This window comes from Oleiphilus sp. HI0086 (genome assembly GCF_001635225.1).
In genome coordinates, this window is the sequence record NZ_LWFZ01000651.1 from 1 (window position 1) to 19,901 (window position 19,901).

The following is a 19,901-nucleotide window of genomic DNA, read 5'->3' on the forward strand; positions in this document are numbered from 1 at the left end:
CTGAAAGGGCTCCGTACCACCCTGAAAGCCACTAAATAAATATTCACCGCTGGCATCTTGTGAGTTCATCAAACCCGCAAGTTGCGACAAGCGTTCCTTCACCTCGGTTGAAATCGCCGATAAATCACTTTTGTTTAGAACACCGTTCCCTGCGGTCACCGTCAATTCACGAATACGCTGGACAACTGAGTTGATACTACCAAGTAAGTCGTCTTGCAAGTTTAAATGACCACGAGCCAGTTCAATATTCCGTTGAAACTGAGAGTTTAGCTCCAGTTCCTGATTCAGCTCCAAAATTCGAGTTGAAGCAACCGGGTCATCCGCAGGCGTTAAGACTTTCTTGCCCGTCGATATTTGTAACTGTGTCTTTTGCTGATCAGACTGAACATCCTGAATCGCTTCCAGACCACGGTTAAAAAGCTGCTGCGTTGATATTCTCATAAGCGTCACTTGATGGTACTTAAACCACCCCTGTTTTTCCCAACTCTATCTTCAATTAAACTCTATCTAAAGGCATTCAATAGCGTATCAAAAAGCTCTCTGGCAACCGATACAACTTGTGCCGATGCGTTATAAGCAGACTGAAACTGCACCAGCTTACCCGCTTCTTCATCCAGGTTAACACCAGAGATAGACTCTCTATTGTTTTCAGACTGAACCAATAAGGCTTTCGCAGAATCAGCTTCCAGACGTGCCCGATTGGTTACTGTGCCAATTTCTTCAATAATCTGTGAATAGGCTTCACCATAGCTAATCACACCACCTTGAACCGTCCCTGCACTTTCCAACCCAGCCATGGCTAAAGCATTGCGGTTATCCGAGACACCACCTGTGTTGTAATCTATTCTGAAACTATCACCCGCCTCAGCTTGGCCTTTAATCTCGAACTGAAACCCGAGGTAAATTGACTGCCCTACGGGTGCCCGTTCAAAAACACTATCGACGTCAGAGGTAAAGCTGATGCCATCCGCAAGTGTTACGTCAACCGCGCCACCGACAGAAACACCATTTCCCGCTATCACCGTTTCTGTATCCGCTGAAAATGCGCCCGGGTTATAAGGATCCACAGCACTGACATTGACACTGTCACCTGCCGCACCAGTGACAGACACAACAATATCAATACCGTTACTGGCATGAATTTCAACGTCATTGCCATCACTTACAGCATAGATATCCAAATCCTGCAAAGTCGTGTTTTCATTAATCAAACTAGCCAGGTCATCTTGAGTCGAAATACTACCTGCCGGAATGGTAATGGTTTCACCATTGATGACGAAGCCAAGGTCTGTACCATTGGCCGCATCAACGAAATTATCCAAACGAACCTGGGTATAAGCATTTGCCTGAATCCCTTGAACAGCCTGTAAGCTATCAGCAATTTCCTTTGCAGAACTGTTCGCCGTTATTCCCAGAACCTGAGAGTTAACGACACCCGTCTCAGTATCACGCTTCAAGATAGTTAGGTTTTGAGCACCAAAACCATTAACCAAAGTGCCAGTACTCGCCGCTGGCGTTCCAACCTGAAAGGTATCGCTTCCCAATGCCGAAACTCGCATTTCTCCTGGGTCAGAGGTGAAAATCGTATTGGTAATACCAGGGTTGTACAATAGGTTATTCATCGCTGGCGTAAGCGGTATCGGATTAGCCGGATCAGACACATTCAATACTTGAAATCGGGTGTCAGTAATAAACTCAATTTCCAAGGGTGGAGACAACTGCCCTTCGGTAGCAAAGATAGGCAAGGTTGCGTTAGTCAGTGGGCTCTCTACATCAAGCATGGTCCCAAGGCTAATATTCGCATTACCGGTATTACCCAGGTTAGCATCCGCACGAACTGGGGCGGCGAAAGAAATCGCTTCAACCCTGTCAATTTCTGCGCCTATATCCTCTGCACCATTTTTTGTGGGTTTAATAACAAAACGATCACCAACCTTGAAAGTGCCGGAATTAAACTGCAGCTGAAAACCATCGACTTCAACACTAGCCGGAAAAATTCCAGGTAGTATCCCTTTGGTCACAACATTATTTGTACCTGCGATGAACAGGGTATAATCGTTGCTCGATGGACCTTCAAATTTCAGGTCGTAATCGTTGGTTGTCAACTCGGTCGCATCAATGATGTTAACCTGCATACTATGATCTTGAGGTTCAGCATTGGTACTATTTCCCAGAACGCGGCTTCGTGCCAACACTTCCTCATTAACATCCCTAAAGAATAGGCCGCCTAAATTATCTTCCAGATCCATACCCAAGCCATGCTGCTTGTTGACGGTGTCTGACAAAACCATAGCTATACGACCGAGACTATTAACTGCTGTTGTAAGTTCATTGTCTCTAAAGTCTAGAAGCCCACCTACTTTTCCGCCGGTCAGCTCATTACTAATTATCTGAGAGCGACCATTAACCTGCATAACAATTTCTTTTCGTTCAGTGTCACTAGGGTTTAAAGTCACATCCAACTGATTTGAAGAGCTTCCTAAAACAAGAGGCTGACCATTTCCCACAAATACGTTGACCTGACCATCTGCTCCTGTAGGAAAAACTGCTACGTTTACGTATTCAGATAGCTCTCGTAAAGCTTCATCCCGAGCATCTAATAAATTGTTGGGTAAATCACCCTGCCCTGCACCAATTGCAACAGCAATAGACTGATTCAATTCGGCCAAACCTTGAGACAAACTATTGATCGCAGCAACCGAGGCCGCCAGCTCTACGTCAATATTTTCCATCTGAGAATTAAGTCGATTGTCCAATGCATGAAACCTGGAAACCAAACCTTCGGTTTGCGTCAATAATAACTGTCGCTGAGGGATAGAGGTTGGGTCATCAGCGCCACCTTGGAAGGCTTGGAAGAAAGCAGTCATAGCAGGCGTCAAACCAGTTGTCGTGCTGGCAAGCAAGTTATCGATCGACTCTGCTTGAGTAAGCACTGCATCACGTTCATGATAAACGGTTGTATCGGCACGAACCTGCTCGCTAATAAAATCCTCTGCATTTCTACGAATCGTGGCAATATTCGCGCCCTGACCAGTGTAACCACTACCAGTAAGAATAGATTTATTATCTACAAACACGGCCTCCTGACGACTGTAGCCAGGTGTATTGGTATTAGAAACATTATTACCCGTGACCGATAAGGCTGTCTGATGAGCTTGTAGACCTGAAAGGCCAATACCGATTAGATCTGGCATATCAGCCTCCAATTCCTAATTTGCTTGCGGTAGAGCCAAGGTCCAGACTAGAAAGTTCATCAATATTCATATAACGACCAATAATACGATTAATCTTGTTGGCATAGTCTGGGTCGGTTGCATAGCCGGCATCTTGTAGCTCGTGTGCAAAGTCATACGGATCACCCGCTTTCTCGAGCGCTTGCTCATATCGGGCATTAGTACTCAAAAAACGCGCATAATCTGAAAAGCTTTCCTGGTAACCCGAATAAGACCTAAAGTCTGCGCGCTCCTTCACTGCGACACCATTTCGATATTCAGTCGTCGTTATATTTGTGCTGTCACCCGTCCATCCTGTTTGCGCCTTAATACCAAATAAATTATGGCTAGGACTACCATCAGAATTTAAGATCTCTCGTTTACCCCAACCAGTTTCCAGTGCTGACTGAGCCAACATTAGACGAGCATCAATACCTGTTTCTTGCTCTGCCTGTTTAGCATAGGGATAAAGAGAAGCGATAAATTGATCGGGAGAACTGAAGTCTAACTTACTTGATTCAGCAACTTTATCTGAGTCCAGGCTAGCAATCGTCTGATCAATTTGATTCATTGCCGTTTCAATCTTTGCAATTTTCTCTGCGCTAACAAATGGCTGGCGCGCATAGTCTTTCAGAGAAAAAGATTTGTCTTGAGAGGTTAATGGATAGGAACTTAAATCTGACTCTTCACCACCTACGCCTTTTGACATTTGTCGCTTGATCACTTCAGCCAGACCAATACCTTTACCAGTTGATAAGCTTACTGCCATCTGGCTATCAAACATCTGCTGATAAAAGTCTGATTGGTTGCTTTGCAATAGGTTTCCTTCAGAAAATACCTTATTAGCATCGCGCATACTTTTAATCATCATCGAGACGAATATCGATTCAAAGTGTTTGGCGGCAGCATCTAGGGCGCCGTCTCTATCTGTCTTGGATTGATGCTTAAGAGACTGCAGAGCATTGAGATTGTTATAGTCATTTAAGCCCTGGGTATGCTTATTAAAACGGGCAGCACTGTTCTGCAACTGATTCCCTATATTATCAGTCGCCATCATCATCGGATTATTTATCTGACTCATCAGTGCGCTATTCATCACTAACCTCTAAGGTTCCACATGGCTTTGCTTATATTTCTTTCTATATAACAATTAAATCTGCTTTTAAGGCACCAGCCTGCTTCAAGGCTTCGAGTACAGCCATGATATCTCCTGGCGCAGCACCAACTTGATTAACCGCTTGAACAATCTGGCTCAGCGTCGCTGCAGGGCCAAACTGAAACATTCGACTAGGTTCTTGTTCTGCATCAACATCGGAGCGTGGTACGACAACCGTCTGACCACCTCCAAGCGGATTTGGTTGACTGACTGCAGGGTCTTCAGTAATTGTTACCGAAAGACTTCCGTGGGTAACCGCAGCTGGAAGCACCTTAACGTTCTGACCGACAACGATGGTGCCGGTACGAGAGTTAATAATCACTCTCGCCGCTTCTTCCCCTGTTTCAACATTCATATTTTCGAGCATCGACAAAAAGCTAACTCGCTGAGATGCATCGCGAGGGGCTTTGACGGTAATCGAAGCTGCATCGCTGGCGTAAGCTGTATTAGGCCCTAGCAAGTCATTAATCTTCTTGGTTAAATTCATCGCCGTTGTGAAGTCCGGGCGATGTAAATCAAAGGTTAATGTGTCGCCACGATGAAAAGGAGATGCGATGGCTCGTTCAACCGTCGCGCCATTAGGAATCCGTCCCACACTCGGAACGTTAACCTGAATAGAGGAGCCATCGGCACCTTCAGCACCAAAACCACCGACGACAAGGCTGCCTTGAGCAAGCGCATAAACGCGCCCATCTGCGCCCTTTAACGGAGTCATCAATAAGCTACCACCTCTAAGGCTCTTGGAGTCTCCTAACGATGAGGCTGTGATATCAATCTTGTGCCCAGGTTTAGCGAAAGGCGGAAGCTCTGCATGAATTGAAACCGCTGCTACATTCTTTGACTTCGGATCCACACCTTCAGGAATGGTGATACCAAATTTATTCATCATGTTGCGGAAGGTCTGGCTAGTAAAAGGCGTGTTATCTCCTGTACCACTTAAACCGACAACCAAACCATAACCAACCAGCTGATTCGAACGAACCCCCTGTACATTGGCAATATCTTTTAAACGATCCGCGCTAACGTCAAAACTAACCAAAGCAAAACCCAGCAACAATAAACTGGAGCGGCAGAACGAGCTAACTAAAGAAGCGATACCCGCTGCAGTAGCTTTGTAAGAAGCCTTTACACTATAAGACATCACATGAACCACCATTCACTGTTGAAGAATCGGGACAACCAGCCTTGACGATTAACATCATCAAAATCTCCTGTTCCACCATAGGCAATACGAGCATCAGCAACCTTAGAAGACGGGATCGTATTATCTGTGCCAATATCTTGCGGCCTCACCAAACCGGTTAAACGAATATATTCATCTCCCTGGTTCAAGCGCAGCCACTTCTCTCCCTGAATTCGAAGAATGCCATTTGGCAAAACTTCTGAAACTGTGACTGAAATACTACCGCTCAAGCTATTGCTCTGATCACTAGATGCCTTACCATCAAACGCTCGCTCTAAGCTAGGATTAGTCAAAAGGCTCAAACCATGTTTTTGAATAACATTGCCTAGAATGGTTGCCTCATTAAAAGTCACTTCATCATCTTTGTCATAGCTGGTATCTGCTGACTTGGATGAACTGGTGTTTTCTTGCAAGGTAACCGTCAGAATATCACCAACGTTTAAGGCAACCTGATCACCATACATACTAAAGTTTCGGTTAACCTGATAGATCGACCCCGTCACCATTTCACCTGATTTCAGCGCACTCGAAGGTACAGGAGCGTAAGCCGGGTCATTGGGCAAAGGGTGCTCACGAGTCATGATGCTGCATGCACTAGTCAACACGACCAAGCTCAGGCCTAGCACTGCTTTGAATACTTGATTAATCTGCCTCATATAATCACCTTCCCCTCAAACAACTAAGCGCGTATTACAGGTTCTGCCCAATGTACTGGAGCATCTGGTCAGCCGTAGACACAACTTTTGAGTTCATTTCATAGGCGCGCTGGACAGTAATCATGCTGACCAGCTCTTGCACCGTATCTACGTTCGATTGCTCTAGCATGCCTTGCTTAACCTCACCAAAACCTGCCAAGCCCGGCGTGCCCCCTTGAGGGTTACCACTGGCTTCAGTTTCAGCAAACAGGTTATTCCCTAGCGCTTTCAAACCTTGGGGATTAATAAAGTCGACCGTATTAATCTGGCCAACTTGCTGTGCAGTGGTTTCACCAGAAATACTGACCGATACAATGCCATCTTCGCCGATCGTCACTGAAGAAGCATTCTGTGGAATAGTGATGGCGGGTTCTAATAGGTTGCCACCAGCAGTGACGACTTGGCCATCTGAGTTAACCTGGAACTGCCCATCTCGGGTATAACTGGTCGAGCCATCTGGCAATATAACTTGGAAAAAGCCTCTACCATTAACGGCTAAATCGAGAGCCTGGTCAGTCACTTCTAAGGAGCCTTGGGTAAATTGCTTAGTCGTCCCTTCGATCCTGACACCCGTACCGAGCTGGAGACCAGATGGTAATTGAGAGTTTTGTGAGTTCAAGCCACCTGGCTCTCTTTTCACCTGATACAACAGGTCCTGAAAAACCGCTTCATCACGCTTAAAGCCAACCGTACTAGCATTCGCCAAGTTGTTGGAAATCGTGGTCAAGGACATATCTTGTGCACTTAGACCGGTTTTACTGACATAAAGAGCTGGATGCATGATGCTTCTCCCAAATTGAAATTCTACTGCGAATCAATCAGACCTGAAGCGTTTAAGGGCTATCTGTGATACCCCTTATTTAAAGCTAGTAAGCAAATACCGCTAACGAAGCAGTCAAAAAATCAGCACTCTATAAATCTGCAACTACGTGCCGCTTTTATGACGTTTTTCAGGTCTTACTAGGAGAACTGCAACAAACGTGCCGTTTGTTGAGAAATTTGATCAGCCTGGCTCATTAATTTAACTTGAAGCTCATACTGTCGCGATAGAGATAGGATATCTGTTAAAGACGATACCGCATTTACATTAGAACCTTCCAGAAACCCCGTTTCCAGTTTGATGTTCGGGTCAGCAACTGCCGGTGGCTCATCACCCTTCATATGCAATAGACCATCTTCTTTCTTTTCGATCATATCAGGGTCGGGATTAACTAGCTTAATTCGATCAACCGCCGCTAAGCCAACAGCTCCACCACCCAAAGGAAGAACCGAAACCGTACCGTCAGCACCAATCTCAACAGTTGCCGAAGGCGGCAAAACAATTGGACCACCATTACCCAAAACAGGCAAACCAATGCCAGCCCTTAGCTGCCCATTGACATCTACCTGCAGGTCGCCTGCCCGGGTATAGGCTTCCGAACCATCTGCGGCCTGAACCGCAATCCATCCATCACCCTTTACCGCAACATCCAAAGGGTTGCCGGTTTGATTCAGGGGACCCGCCTCAAAATTTGTTCCCGGCCTTTCGGTCAAGGCATAGGCTCTCGATGGATGATGCTCGCCAAACACCGGCATAGCACGCGCCTGAGCGAAATCTTCTTTAAACGCCGTCGTATTAATATTTGCCAAATTATTGGCATGAGCGCGCTGCGCCAGCATATTCTGCTTGGCACCACTCATTGCAATATATAACGCTTTATCCATTTACTTCACCATTAGGATCAAACAATACGCAGCGTCAAAGAAACGGACACTGCAAACGCCTTAGCCTAAGCTCTGCAATTATCTAGCCAACCCAAACAAGGAAGGCTATGAGCGAAATTCAGTACTAGATATTCAAGATAGTTTGCTGGATTGTATCGGCCGTCTCAATGGTCTTGGAGTTGGCCTGATAGTTACGCTGCGCAACAATCAGATTTACCAGCTCAGCAGATAAATCAACATTCGATTGCTCAACTGCAGAGGCCGTTAATAGACCCAAAGACGCCGTACCAGGCGCCCCGACAATCGGGTCACCCGAAGCAAAAGTCTGCACCCAAACACTATCGCCATCAGGTGATAAGCCTTCTACGTCATTGAAGTTAGCCAAAGCTGCCTGCCCTAGAACCAAAGACTCACCGTTGGAGAAACGAGACAGAATGACACCCGACTCATCGACATCCAGACCGACTAATCGACCTGTGGTATAACCATTCTGACTTAAGTCATTTACAGCAAACGGGCTACCAAACTGAGTAAACGATGATACATCTACCTCAAAGTTTGAGCTAGTTGGCGGCTGAGGAATCGGCAAAACCCCGCCATCCACAACATTCAAAGGTCGTGCCGCCCCATTTTGATTGCCTTGACTATCTAAAGGGTCCCAATTAGAAATCAAAACATCATCTGACAATGTTTCATTTAAAGTACCGTCATCGCGGAATACCAAATTATAAGTCGCTCGCGATGCATCTGTTCCAATTAATGGATCTCCAACATCCTGGTTATCCACCTGCACATGCATTTGCCAGGTATTTTCTCCCGACAACGAAGACTGCTGCTTAACGAAATACATGGTCAAAACATGAGAGTTACCAAGACTGTCAAAAATAGTCGTTGACGTCGCGTGGTTATAGGTACCAGGATCCGTTGGTGAAAATTGGTTATTAACAAAAGGCGCACCGGTAAAGTTGGTAATGACGGGCGTTGTGGCACTTAAGTTGGTCGCAACGACCCCCTCGTCAAGTACAATGCTAACTCCACCACCTACAGTCGCATTCAAAACGGCAGGAACAGCATCAGGGTCAAGCACTACCGGCGTCGCCGCGGCATCACTCCCAAGAACCTCAAAACTATCGCCCGAGACACCCGCAAAACCGAATACCAAGTTAGCTCCTTGATCCTGAATAATCTGCAAATCACCAGTAGCACTATCTATGACGGCGGTAACCCCCACCAACGCAGACGAGTTAATACGAGTTCCCAAGTCGGCCAATTGCAATGCATCTGTTGCACCGGCTGGCTGGAAACTAATTCCGTTTAAGCTAATACTCATATTTCCTGAGGCATTATCATATCCAGCTAAGGTTATTGTAGAGCTGGTACTAGCAGTCGCATCCACACCTTCTAAAAGCGAAAACTGAGATGCAATTGCCCCGGCAGTTGATTCCGCAGTCGTTGTAATGGTCTGCGACGTGCCATCCGGAAAGGTCACTTCGATATCCTGACTCGCATAGCCATTCACAATTCCTGCTTGTGCTACACCAACATCCGTTGCACCGTTCGAGTTAATCGTTGTGCCACTCTGAGTCAAAGCTTCTTCTGAAGAATCCAGATTCAAAGCTGCTTCGACATTAGTTGATCTTGATGGAGGCAGATCATTCGCATCAACAACCAGATCACCCAGAACTCCCGATACCGTCCCACCTTCATCAGCCTGAAAGCCCTGGACACGCATACCCGTGTTATTGACCATGAAACCATCTTTATCCACACCTAGCTGACCAGCACGCGAATATTTGGCCTCACCCTGATCACTAAGCACGAAAAAGCCATTTCCGGTAATTGCTAAGTCCAGGTTATTGTCAGTAAAGCTTACGTTACCCTGACCAAACATCTGTCGAATATTTTGTACTGCGACACCGTCTCCCGTTGAGGTAGCCCCCCTGCCGAAAAAACTATTGGAATAAACATCACCAAACTCGGCACGCGAACGCTTAAAACCAACAGTACTCGCGTTCGCAATGTTATTACCCGTAACTTCCAAGTCCGTGGAGGATGCTCTCAACCCACCTAATGCAACGTTAAACGGCATACTACACCTCTCTTCTGATTCTTTTTGTCGTAATGATTACAATTATTTCGCACGCCAGACACATACTCATGCCTAGTTAATCTCTCTAACATCTTCTAAAGGAATAGCGCCCATACCGGCTAAGTTAAGCGAAATGGCACCACCAGTCCCGATCGATACGCTACTCACATTGGCGGAAAGCAAGGTCGTAATTTGACTTACATCTCCTCCTTGATTCGATTCAGCAGCGATCGTGTAATTGTCATAGGGCATCTGCTCCCCCTTGCTATTTGTTCCATCCCACGAGAATGGTACAGAACCGGCAAGTTGTTGCCCCATATCCACCTGATTAACCAACTCACCAGAACCGTTAAAGATACTTACCTTTAATGAACCTGTACTGGCTTCAAGATCAACCAATCCACTAATTGTTCCGTCTGCCGCCATGGGAGCTTCAGTACCTGGCACCAAAACCGTTCGCCCAACCATTGCAGAAGCCTGCAAAGCCTGACTAGACTGATACTGGGTTGCAAAACTTTCTACTTGCGAACTTAGTTTCTGCATTTCTTCAAGAGAGCTAAACTCTGCTAACTGAGAAATGAACTCACCATTATCTTGAGGGTCCAGCGGGCTTTGATTCTCCATCTGGGCAATCATCAACTCCATAAACTCATTCTGACCTAGATCAGACGAACCTTGTGTTTTGGTCGTCGGTTCATAGCGGTAGTCTGATAAAGCATCAGCAGAAGACACCGTTGTATTTATATCTGTCATAAGATTTAGCCCCTTACTGACCTAGCGTTAACAAACGCTGCATCATTGTTTTTGCCGCATCCATTACATCAATATTGGTTTGAAAGCTTCGAGAAGCAGAAAGCATGTCAGCCATCTCTTCAACGACATTTACATTCGGGTACATCACATATCCCTGCTCATCAGCCAACGGGTGGTCAGGCTGGTAACGCATATCCAAAGGTGCATCACTTTCAACAATCCCTTTTACTTCAACACCTACCGACTCAGGCGTCTGCTGTAAGAAATCCCCACCAACTGCCTGGCGCATGGCATCTTCTTGGACAGCCGAAAAGATGGGCTTTCGGGCGCGATATACTTCATCAATACTACTTGCCGCACTGTCTGCATTAGCAATATTACTAGCAGTGGTATTCAAGCGAATAGATTGAGCAGCCATGCCGGATCCGGCAATATCAAAAATCTGACTAAGAGACATATTTATTCACCCCGAATCGCATTGGTTAGTGACTTGAACTTGCCATTCAAAAACTGGAAGCTGGATTGGTATTGCAAGGTATTCTTCATAAACTCTGCCATTTCTTCTTGGGTATCAACGGTATTACCGTCAACAGATGGCTGGCTGGGCGTTCGATAAAGCAACTCATTGCTTCCGCTCGAGTTAGCATGAGGCAAGTGCTGTCCGTTCGTGGTCGCCATCTCGAGAGACTTTGCGCCTCCCTGGCTAGCCATTTCATTACCCAGGACCGCTTTGAAGTCTATATCTCTTGCCTTAAATCCGGGTGTATCTGCATTAGCCAAGTTATTAGCCAACACCTCAGCACGGTTAACACGTAACTCCAGCGCTTGTTCGTGAATTCCTAATGCATTGCTGAATGAAATCGACATCGATACTCCCACTTGCTTCATCATAAAGTTTCTACGATTAGATAAAGCAATTGCGATGCCAACCAATAAATATTTTTTTAATACTTAAAAATCAAATACTTATGGTTTTATGGAGTTTTTTAGATCGGCAATTCCTATCCTTTTAGATTTGCCGTTTTTTGAGGGAACAAGCGAAGATATCACCTGGGTTGACCCAATTTATAGTCAGAGGAAAATCGCCTAGCACTACCATGGGACAAAGTAATCCTTACTAGCAACAGGCGCTAACTTTTTGGCTTCGGCAAGCGGTGTACCAATATATAAGAAGCCCACGATAGACTCCTCGAGCGATAAACCCAGGCCTTGCTTCACGTCGCCATTCAATGCCATTTCTCCGGTACGCCAAATACCACCAAAGCCCTGCGCCTGAAGCGCTAACAACATATAACCCACCGCAACGCCGCAGGACACAACCTGCTCTTCGAAAGGTACTTTAGGGTGTTCGATGTTTTTGGACACAGCAACGATGATCTTGGGTGCCCGAAGCGGCATTGAGCGGTATTTATTTTCTTGCGCTTCACTAAGCTTTCCCTCATTCGCTTCAGCAGCCTGACAAAACAAATCACCCAGACGATGTAACGAGTCCCCTTCGATCACAAGAAATCGCCATGGCTTTAAGCATTTATGGTCAGGCGTCCTAAGCGCTGCTTGAAAAACAGTTTCCATTTGATCAGGGCTTGGGGCAGGAGCACTCAAGCGAGGATGAGAAACCCTGGACTTCAATATTTCCAACACCGCATGAGAGCCCGCCTCATCAATTGTTTTATGCTCATTCATACCCGCGTATCTCCTGCTTTAATATAAGCTACCTAACCTGCACTATTCTTTTCAGGTGAACATAATGATATAACCACATTTAGATCACGAAACCTTAGTGCAAGCGCTATTTCCCAAGAACGAAATTAAAACAGTGTAAGCAAAATTTGTCTATATATAAGGGAACTGATAACCTTTGCTGCTTATCAGAGATGTATGAAAAAATGATCCCATTGAAAATATCTAATAAAAAATCGTCAACACAGAATAAGGCGACACAACACTCCACCGACAAAATAGATACGCCACCGTCAGTCATGCCCGCATACAACGGCAGGGTTTTGGCTTATTTGACGTCTAGTATCACGATGGCGGTCGGTGTTCTTGAAGGACATTTCCACGACTACTTGATCTGGTTTATTCCTGCGGCCATGTTATGGCCACACCTTCTTTACTTTGTTATTAGACATTTAAAGCTAGAGCAAAGCGCTGCAGCACGTGAGAACACACTACTAATAGATGGCGCTTTGGTCGGTGTCATTATTGTACTAATTGACTTCAGCCCGACGGCAACCATATTCAATATTCTCATGGCGAGTTTTAGCTTCATCGTCGTTGGAGGTATGTCGACCTGGCTCAAAGGCAACCTAATCTTACTTACCTCCACCATTATTTCCTCCATGATATTCGGCCTTGACTTCGCGCCTCACGCACCAATGATTGTCGATCTAGTGGCCGGTATTAGCGCTACAGTCTATGTCTCGGTTACTGCTTACTATACCCACCAACAAGCCGAAGCCTTACATAAGGCCAAGCACCAGATTCAGACACAAAGAGAGCAGTCTATATCGCTTTCTCACAAGCTTGCTAAATACCTATCTCCACAAGTCTGGCAGTCAATTTTTACCGGCGAACGTGACGTGCGCCTGGAAACACAGCGCAAGCGTCTATCTATCTTCTTCTCTGACATCAAAGGTTTTACAGAGCTGTCGGAAGAAATGGAACCCGAAGGTTTGACCGAGCTGCTGAACAACTACTTCAACGAAATGTCGCAAATCGCCTTAAAATACGGCGGCACAATCGATAAGTTTATTGGCGACAGTATTATGATTTTCTTTGGTGACCCAACCAGTCGTGGCGCTAAAGAAGATACGATGGCTTGTGTTTCCATGGCAATTGAGATGCGTAAGCACATGAAGATACTGCGTCAAAAGTGGAAGAGCCAAGGAATCAAGACGCCACTGCAAATTCGGATTGGGATCAGTACGGGCTTCAGCACTGTAGGAAATTTTGGCGCTGAAAACCGCATGGACTACACCATTATCGGCAAGGAAGTTAACTTGGCTTCTCGCTTGGAAGCACTATCAGAGCCAGGCGAAATCCTGGTTTCTTACGAAACTTTCTCTCTGATAAAAGATAAGGTTATGTGTCGTGATAAGGGAGAGATTACCGTTAAAGGCTTCGCTAGACCCGTTCCGATTTATCAAATCGTTGACCTTAGACGCGATATCGGTGCCGGTCAGAGCTTCATAGAGCATGAAGCTGAAGGGTTTGCGATGTATCTGGATACCGGAAAAATAGACGACACTAATAAAGACGCTATCGTCCATGCCCTTGAAAAAGCAACTGAGAAACTAAAAGACAGCTAACACAATAACGCTCGTTACTGCCTTGGAGTTCTCAGGCTCTCCGTTCTCGCCTTAAGATCTGCTGTTGCGCGGTAGGGGTTGATATCCAAGCCACCTCGGCGAGTGTAGCGCGCATAAACACTTAAAGAATCACAATGGCAATATTGCAGTAAATCAATAAAGATTCGCTCGACACAATGCTCATGAAAGTCCTGACACTGCCTAAAAGATACAATATATTTTAGTAAGCTCTCGCGATCTATCTGCTGCCCCGCGTAATGAATAAATACAGTCCCCCAGTCTGGTTGCCCCGTCACAGGACAATTCGAGCGAAGCAAGTCAGAGTAGAGCGTCTCGTTCACCTCAACCCCACCTGGCACCGTTTTGAGTAGCTCAGGGTTCGGCTGATATTCAAAGTCTTCCGCATCTATTTCATCAATACACTCTGCGCTAGCATATAAAGACTCTTCTGCTGAACTTCCCTGGCATAAATTCTCTGCCACATGATGTCTTGTATCTTTTAATGCAAGAACCTCTACAGAAACGATTCCACCGGCCGCAGCACTTAAGTCTTTACTTAACAATCGCTCTACAGCCGAAGCATCTTTGAAAGAAAGGTGGTTGAAAGAGTTCAAATAAAGCTTAAAAGACTTCGATTCAATCATGTATGGCGAATCACATGGAATGCTAAAGTACGCGATCGCTGCCTGAGGCTTACCTTTTGAGTTAAGCCAGGACAGCTCGTAACAGGTCCAGCGGTCTTCACCATGAAAAGGAATATCAGCACTCAGGTTCAGACTTTCACGATTTTGTTTTCGGTCTAAGGGAAAAAGTATCTCGGGTGAATAGCTTTGATCGTATTCAGTCCCTTTACCTAATTGGCTTTGATGAGCATCCGTCACTTTTTACTCCTAAGTTCTGAAAGTGAAAAAACTACGCTATGTACTGATTCTTATATATTAGCTTAGAGGCAAAATCATATTACGCTCTTATGCCTTTTCCGCGATTCAATAAGTAAAGCGCATAAGAAAAGCCTATTACGATAAATCCGCAAATCATCAAATATGAAATACCAATATCGACATCACTTACACCAAGAATACCATAGCGAAAAGCGTTAACCATATACAGTATAGGGTTAATTTGGGAGACCCCCTGCCAGAACTCAGGCAACAAACTGATACTATAAAAAACACCCCCCAAGTAAGTAAGTGGCGTCAATATAAACGTTGGCACTATCGATATGTCATCGAATTTTGTCGCATAAATCGCATTGATAAAACCGCCTATCGAGAACAGGATAGCCGTCAGAATAACAATGCTGGCCGTTACGGCGATATTTTCAACACGTAAATCGGTAAAACCCAGCGACAGTAGTGTCACGATCAGACCAACAGATATACCGCGACCAACACCGCCCATCACATAACCGGACAAGACTACCCAGTTAGGTACAGGTGAGACCAGAATTTCTTCAATGCTATGTTGAAACTTCATGCTAAAAAAAGAGGACACTACGTTAGCATAGGAGTTAGTAATCACTGACATCATGATTAAGCCGGGAACAATAAAGTCCATGTAGTCAAAACCGTCCATGTCACCAATTCTCGGGCCAATCAAGTTGCCAAAGATGACGAAGTACAAAGCCATCATTATCGCCGGTGGCAACAATGTTTGTACCCATATACGAGTAAAGCGACGAATCTCTTTGGTCACAATAGTCAAGAAAGCGACCCATACCTGATGCGCATTCATCTTACACTTCCTCCTGCGTTTTGGCGTTCTCAACCAAGTCCAAAAACAACTCTTCTAAGCGGTTTGCCTTGTTACGCATACTCCTGACCTGAATACTCAAACTGTCCAACTTGGAAAAAAGATCATTTATATTTTGCTCACTGCGCACATCAACTTCTAGCAGGCCCTCTTCGTTAAGTCTTGCCTCAAAGCCCTCTAGCAAAGGAACAGTGCTCATGGGTTTATCAAGTTCTAGCACAAAGGTTTCCAGATGCAATTGCTGTAATAAAGATTGCTTACTGGTATTTGTCAGAATTTTCCCTTGATCAATAATCGCAATGTTGCGGCATAGCGCTTCCGCCTCTTCCAGGTAGTGCGTCGTTAAGATAATTGTCGTACCCTGCTCATTGATTTCCTTTAGAAACTCCCACATTGAGCGTCGCAATTCGATATCTACACCCGCTGTGGGCTCATCAAGAATGAGCAATTTAGGCTTATGCACTAAAGCTCTGGCGATCATTAACCTTCTCTTCATACCCCCGGAGAGCATACGGGATGGTTCATTCCGTTTATCCCACAAGCCCAGTTTCTTCAGATAATGATCACAACTTTCCTCAGCTTCTGAAACGGGAATACCATAATAACCAGCCTGAGTAATAACGATATCACGGACCTTCTCGAACTGGTTGAAGTTAAACTCCTGAGGCACCACACCTAAACAGGTCTTTGCCTTAACCAACTGTTTATCGATGTCGTGGCCAAATATTTTGACCTCTCCAGAACTTTTATTAACCAAGGAAGAAACAATACCAAGTGTCGTTGATTTCCCCGCACCGTTAGGCCCCAATAAAGCGAAGAAGTCACCCTGCTCGACACTGACACTGACATTCTGCAAAGCGACATGACCATTACCATAAGTTTTGTTTAAGCCGCGAATCTCTAGAGCGTTTTGCATGATTTGTTTAGTGCCTGCTTGTAAGTAGAGAGGTAAAGTGGAGTGCTCTATCTTGGGGTTAGGCAAAGGAATTTCAAGTCACCAAGGAATGAATATCCGCTTATCTCGAAGAAAGGGTTCTGCATCCTATCGGTAATTTCGCAGGAAGACCTCTTCTCCCATATATTGAATCTGCTGATCAATCATTTTCTCAAAAGGCTTCAACAAAGTTTCGCTATCAATATTTTCATCCAATAGGGGCAGCACTTTTGCGACCGCTTCAATTGTTGATAATGAAAACTCATGTGTCGATTTGCGGATACGATAGCGACTTTTCCCGGCATTTAACAGGGCGAGTGTCGGCAAACTTTGCAGCCAAGTATTCACCAAAACCAGCTCCCGGGTATTCCTCCAGGTGCCATCGAGGATAACTAGCGAATCATATTGTTGTAGCGACTTTAAAAGCGGTGAAGCTAGATCGCTCAGATCTAATACAAGATGTTCTTCGTCATCAGATAGCGACTCAGGATACAACAGCAAAGGGCTGCAAGCGCCATGCTTTGCTAGCAAAGAGAAGCATTTTTCTCGGTCAAATCTTAGGCCGTTCAGCACCTCTACGCCAGATAACCCCTGCTGGATTAATGGCACAGTCGAAAGCGGCTTCTTTTGTTCGTCATCGTGCTGAAAAATAATCAGAGTTCTTGTGTTGCTCTGTTTGCTTATCGATGCACACAAGCAAACTTTTTCAGGCCTATTGCACCGTTGACAATACACTCTCGCCATCGCTTATCTTCTTTCAGCCAATAAAAAAGGCAGTGTGAATCATCAAACTGCCTTTTATCAAGTTTTATTAGGCTTGCTCGCCCAGAAGAGAATAACAAATTAGCCAGACGCGAATGAGGATGCCAAGTGTCGCCAACTCCATTTAGAGGTTGCACCGGATAACAGGTACCGCTGCTCATCTATGTCGTAAGCTCCCTTAGGTAAACTGTCTTTAATGCTTAAAACATTTCTATCGCGGTTTACCTCTTTTAGGTCTACCACTTTACCGCACTTCATTGCTCGCTTCTGAGCATCGAGTACAACCATTACTTTCGGTTGTAAGCGGCGATCTTCATTATGCCCGGTTACAATACCCACTTCCTCAGAACTTAGCTCAACCAAGGTACCTGTAGGGTATACGCCTACCGCTTCAATGAAGCGCTCAACAAGATCTTTCTGAAAAGCGATATTACGCAGCTCGTATAAACGGGCAACAGCATCATAAGGAGACATACCCAGTTCGTCATCACGCGGTGTAATCAACTCCTGATAATAATCAACCAAACCGGCAATCTTAGCTAACAAAGGAATGCGCTCACCCGTCACACCTTTCGGGTAACCGGTACCATTGTGTCTTTCTTGGTGAAATTCAACAATTGATGCAACGCCAGAAGGTAAACCTTCTATCTCAGTTAGTAACTCGACACTCTTTTCAACATATTGCTGATAGGCTGATAGTTGGCTACTCTCAAGGTCCGGATAGGCATCAAGTACTTTTTGCGCAACTCTAGCCTTACCAATATGCGACAATAAAACACCCAAAGCTAAGGTTTCCAGCATCTCCTTCTTCAAGCCCATATGACGCCCCAAAACTAAAGCCCATATAGAGGATTTCACCGAATGCTGATAACTATAAGCATCTATTTCATTCATTTTAGACAGCCAAACCAGGGCATCGGGATTACGAATAACGCTTTCGACCATACCTTTAGCAACTGACTCGGTTTCTTTAATGCTTACATCACCACCTTGCTCGACAGTGAGAAACACCTGGTCAATCGCATCGTATACATGACGATGAAGCTTTTCTACGCGGGCAACTTCTTTGTTAATGGAGACGCTTGCTTCATAGTGATGAGGAGCTTTGACAACAATGGGAGGGAGTTCTATTTCGGGGTTATTCTCGGAACTTCCAGAGATACCCTTTTTACCTTTTTCAGAACTAGGCACAGCGTGATTCGCATGAACCGTTTTGACCTTTTCTCGCTTCACGTCAACATAAACAAATTTACAGTATTCGCTCAAAGCCTTTACATCGTCATCCATACGAATATAAAAGCCCTGTAGAGGAAAAGGCGTTTCATGCCACGGACAATCCAAGTCCGCGACGAACATGCCTTCCTTCAGCGCATTTACTTCGAGTTTTAAACGATTTGTCGACATGACAATACCTACTAAGCTGGTCTTTTAGTTATCTTCCTTACATTTTTGACAATATCTTCAGGCAACACCACTACGCAGCGTTGGCTTATGTAAGCTCAGGTAACAATACCCGGTTGTTTCTTATCAATGCCAAACCGGTCACACTAGCATCTATTCAAAAATAGCTTTTACACTCTAAATATAGATCAAGATCTAATCAATTAGCAGTTAGATTTGTAACCAAGTAAAGTCGTCCTTCCATCAAATATTAGGCATCCGGGTCACAGACAGAAGAGTGGTTGAATAATTCGGGAACTAATTGCTCAATATCGCCGCCCTTTACCTTCTTGGTAGAGACGATATAAGGCTGCTGAGAACTAAGCAGGTAATCTATATTTATTTTCTTACCGCCTCGTATTTTTTGTGTTCGTTTTGGGCGGCAAGACATGTGAATGAGGACTTCTCCCTCCAAATCCAGAATACTACTTGAGCCCTGTCTATCGGTAATCGTTGCACATAGGGAGTTATTCTCTATCTCTAAGCCACGTCGATTCACATCAACTTCTGAACGACCACAGAAAACAATTCCTTCACCTTGGCGATCACTACAGCGGCGGCCGGGGCCAAACGAGCTGTCAAACAAGTGAACTTTCCGCTCGCTACATTGCGCCTCAATCACTACCGGCATTGGGCGAAGCTCGTCACTTGTCCAACCTTCATAACGAACAGACTGCCAATAAACTCTAAATTGTCTAAGTTCGCCAGCAGAGTTTTCCGCCATAAACCAACCATAATGCGTTTGATAATCTGTGGTTGCACAAGCCGTTAAGAAAGCAAACAGTCCGACTAGTAGCAAGCGGGAGAAACTCTTCATTAGCGCTCTTTTACTCCAAAGCTCAATATTTAAATGGCATTTTATCGCTTAGTTGACTTGATAGCCATCAAGTTAAATGCTTTAAATTCTTGA

Annotated in this window: 19 protein-coding genes; 1 reads left to right on the forward strand and 18 read right to left on the reverse strand. The window is 45.1% G+C overall.

Annotation, left to right across the window (positions count from 1 at the left end; translation table 11 throughout):
- From flgL to A3756_RS09065, 12 genes are all read right to left on the reverse strand, one after another.
- On the reverse strand, nucleotides 1-441 hold a 441-nt coding region (flgL, locus tag A3756_RS09010), incomplete at its 3' end, for a flagellar hook-associated protein FlgL (RefSeq protein ID WP_068553368.1).
- A gap of 62 nt (nucleotides 442-503) precedes the next feature.
- Nucleotides 504-3,194 carry a flagellar hook-associated protein FlgK gene (flgK, locus tag A3756_RS09015; protein WP_068553369.1) on the reverse strand — a complete coding sequence of 897 codons (2,691 nt, stop codon included), beginning with the start codon at nucleotides 3,192-3,194 and terminating at the stop codon, nucleotides 504-506.
- Nucleotide 3,195: 1 nt separating this feature from the next.
- Nucleotides 3,196-4,308 (reverse strand): flagellar assembly peptidoglycan hydrolase FlgJ, encoded by a 1,113-nt coding sequence (gene flgJ, locus A3756_RS09020; RefSeq protein WP_082865168.1) that lies wholly within the window; start codon nucleotides 4,306-4,308, stop codon nucleotides 3,196-3,198.
- 43 nt (nucleotides 4,309-4,351) lie between these two features.
- Complete coding sequence (locus A3756_RS09025) at nucleotides 4,352-5,509, reverse strand: flagellar basal body P-ring protein FlgI (protein ID WP_082865169.1); 1,158 nt, start codon at nucleotides 5,507-5,509, stop codon at nucleotides 4,352-4,354.
- Nucleotides 5,509-6,207, reverse strand: coding sequence for a flagellar basal body L-ring protein FlgH (gene flgH / locus A3756_RS09030; RefSeq protein ID WP_068511767.1), 699 nt, complete (start codon nucleotides 6,205-6,207; stop codon nucleotides 5,509-5,511). The genes A3756_RS09025 and flgH overlap by 1 nt, the downstream gene beginning before the upstream one ends.
- Nucleotides 6,208-6,241: 34 nt before the next feature.
- Nucleotides 6,242-7,027 carry a flagellar basal-body rod protein FlgG gene (flgG, locus tag A3756_RS09035; protein ID WP_068511766.1) on the reverse strand — a complete coding sequence of 262 codons (786 nt, stop codon included), beginning with the start codon at nucleotides 7,025-7,027 and terminating at the stop codon, nucleotides 6,242-6,244.
- Nucleotides 7,028-7,206: 179 nt separating this feature from the next.
- Nucleotides 7,207-7,950, reverse strand: coding sequence for a flagellar basal-body rod protein FlgF (gene flgF, locus A3756_RS09040; protein WP_068511763.1), 744 nt, complete (start codon nucleotides 7,948-7,950; stop codon nucleotides 7,207-7,209).
- 124 nt (nucleotides 7,951-8,074) lie between these two features.
- Nucleotides 8,075-10,039, reverse strand: a complete 1,965-nt coding sequence (locus tag A3756_RS09045; RefSeq protein WP_068553370.1) for a flagellar hook-basal body complex protein — start codon at nucleotides 10,037-10,039, stop codon at nucleotides 8,075-8,077.
- Nucleotides 10,040-10,111: 72 nt separating this feature from the next.
- A complete protein-coding gene (locus A3756_RS09050; protein ID WP_068508973.1) occupies nucleotides 10,112-10,792 on the reverse strand; it encodes a flagellar hook assembly protein FlgD in 681 nt (226 codons plus the stop codon).
- Nucleotides 10,793-10,805: 13 nt separating this feature from the next.
- Nucleotides 10,806-11,249 (reverse strand): flagellar basal body rod protein FlgC, encoded by a 444-nt coding sequence (gene flgC, locus A3756_RS09055; protein WP_068508971.1) that lies wholly within the window; start codon nucleotides 11,247-11,249, stop codon nucleotides 10,806-10,808.
- A 2-nt stretch (nucleotides 11,250-11,251) separates the two neighbouring features.
- Complete coding sequence (flgB, locus tag A3756_RS09060; RefSeq protein ID WP_068508978.1) at nucleotides 11,252-11,659, reverse strand: flagellar basal body rod protein FlgB; 408 nt, start codon at nucleotides 11,657-11,659, stop codon at nucleotides 11,252-11,254.
- Nucleotides 11,660-11,884: 225 nt separating this feature from the next.
- On the reverse strand, nucleotides 11,885-12,475 hold the full coding sequence (locus A3756_RS09065; RefSeq protein WP_068508969.1) for a nitroreductase family protein: 591 nt from the start codon (nucleotides 12,473-12,475) through the stop codon (nucleotides 11,885-11,887).
- A 203-nt stretch (nucleotides 12,476-12,678) separates the two neighbouring features.
- On the opposite strand from A3756_RS09065, the gene A3756_RS09070 reads away from it, so the two are divergent.
- Entirely contained in the window at nucleotides 12,679-14,103 is a 1,425-nt protein-coding gene (locus A3756_RS09070; protein WP_231872322.1) for an adenylate/guanylate cyclase domain-containing protein, read from the forward strand.
- 14 nt (nucleotides 14,104-14,117) lie between these two features.
- On the opposite strand, the gene queF is transcribed toward A3756_RS09070, so the two are convergent.
- From queF to A3756_RS09100, 6 genes are all read right to left on the reverse strand, one after another.
- Nucleotides 14,118-14,984: an NADPH-dependent 7-cyano-7-deazaguanine reductase QueF gene (gene queF / locus A3756_RS09075; protein WP_068508964.1), complete on the reverse strand. Its 867-nt coding sequence runs from the start codon at nucleotides 14,982-14,984 to the stop codon at nucleotides 14,118-14,120.
- A 79-nt stretch (nucleotides 14,985-15,063) separates the two neighbouring features.
- Nucleotides 15,064-15,837 carry an ABC transporter permease gene (locus A3756_RS09080; protein ID WP_068508962.1) on the reverse strand — a complete coding sequence of 258 codons (774 nt, stop codon included), beginning with the start codon at nucleotides 15,835-15,837 and terminating at the stop codon, nucleotides 15,064-15,066.
- 1 nt (nucleotide 15,838) lies between these two features.
- Entirely contained in the window at nucleotides 15,839-16,771 is a 933-nt protein-coding gene (locus A3756_RS09085; protein ID WP_068508960.1) for an ABC transporter ATP-binding protein, read from the reverse strand.
- 126 nt (nucleotides 16,772-16,897) lie between these two features.
- Nucleotides 16,898-17,533 carry a tRNA-uridine aminocarboxypropyltransferase gene (locus tag A3756_RS09090; RefSeq protein WP_068508958.1) on the reverse strand — a complete coding sequence of 212 codons (636 nt, stop codon included), beginning with the start codon at nucleotides 17,531-17,533 and terminating at the stop codon, nucleotides 16,898-16,900.
- Nucleotides 17,534-17,632: 99 nt separating this feature from the next.
- A complete protein-coding gene (locus A3756_RS09095) occupies nucleotides 17,633-18,955 on the reverse strand; it encodes an HD-GYP domain-containing protein (RefSeq protein ID WP_068508956.1) in 1,323 nt (440 codons plus the stop codon).
- 247 nt (nucleotides 18,956-19,202) lie between these two features.
- Nucleotides 19,203-19,808 carry a hypothetical protein gene (locus tag A3756_RS09100; RefSeq protein ID WP_068508954.1) on the reverse strand — a complete coding sequence of 202 codons (606 nt, stop codon included), beginning with the start codon at nucleotides 19,806-19,808 and terminating at the stop codon, nucleotides 19,203-19,205.
- Nucleotides 19,809-19,901: the final 93 nt, after the last annotated feature.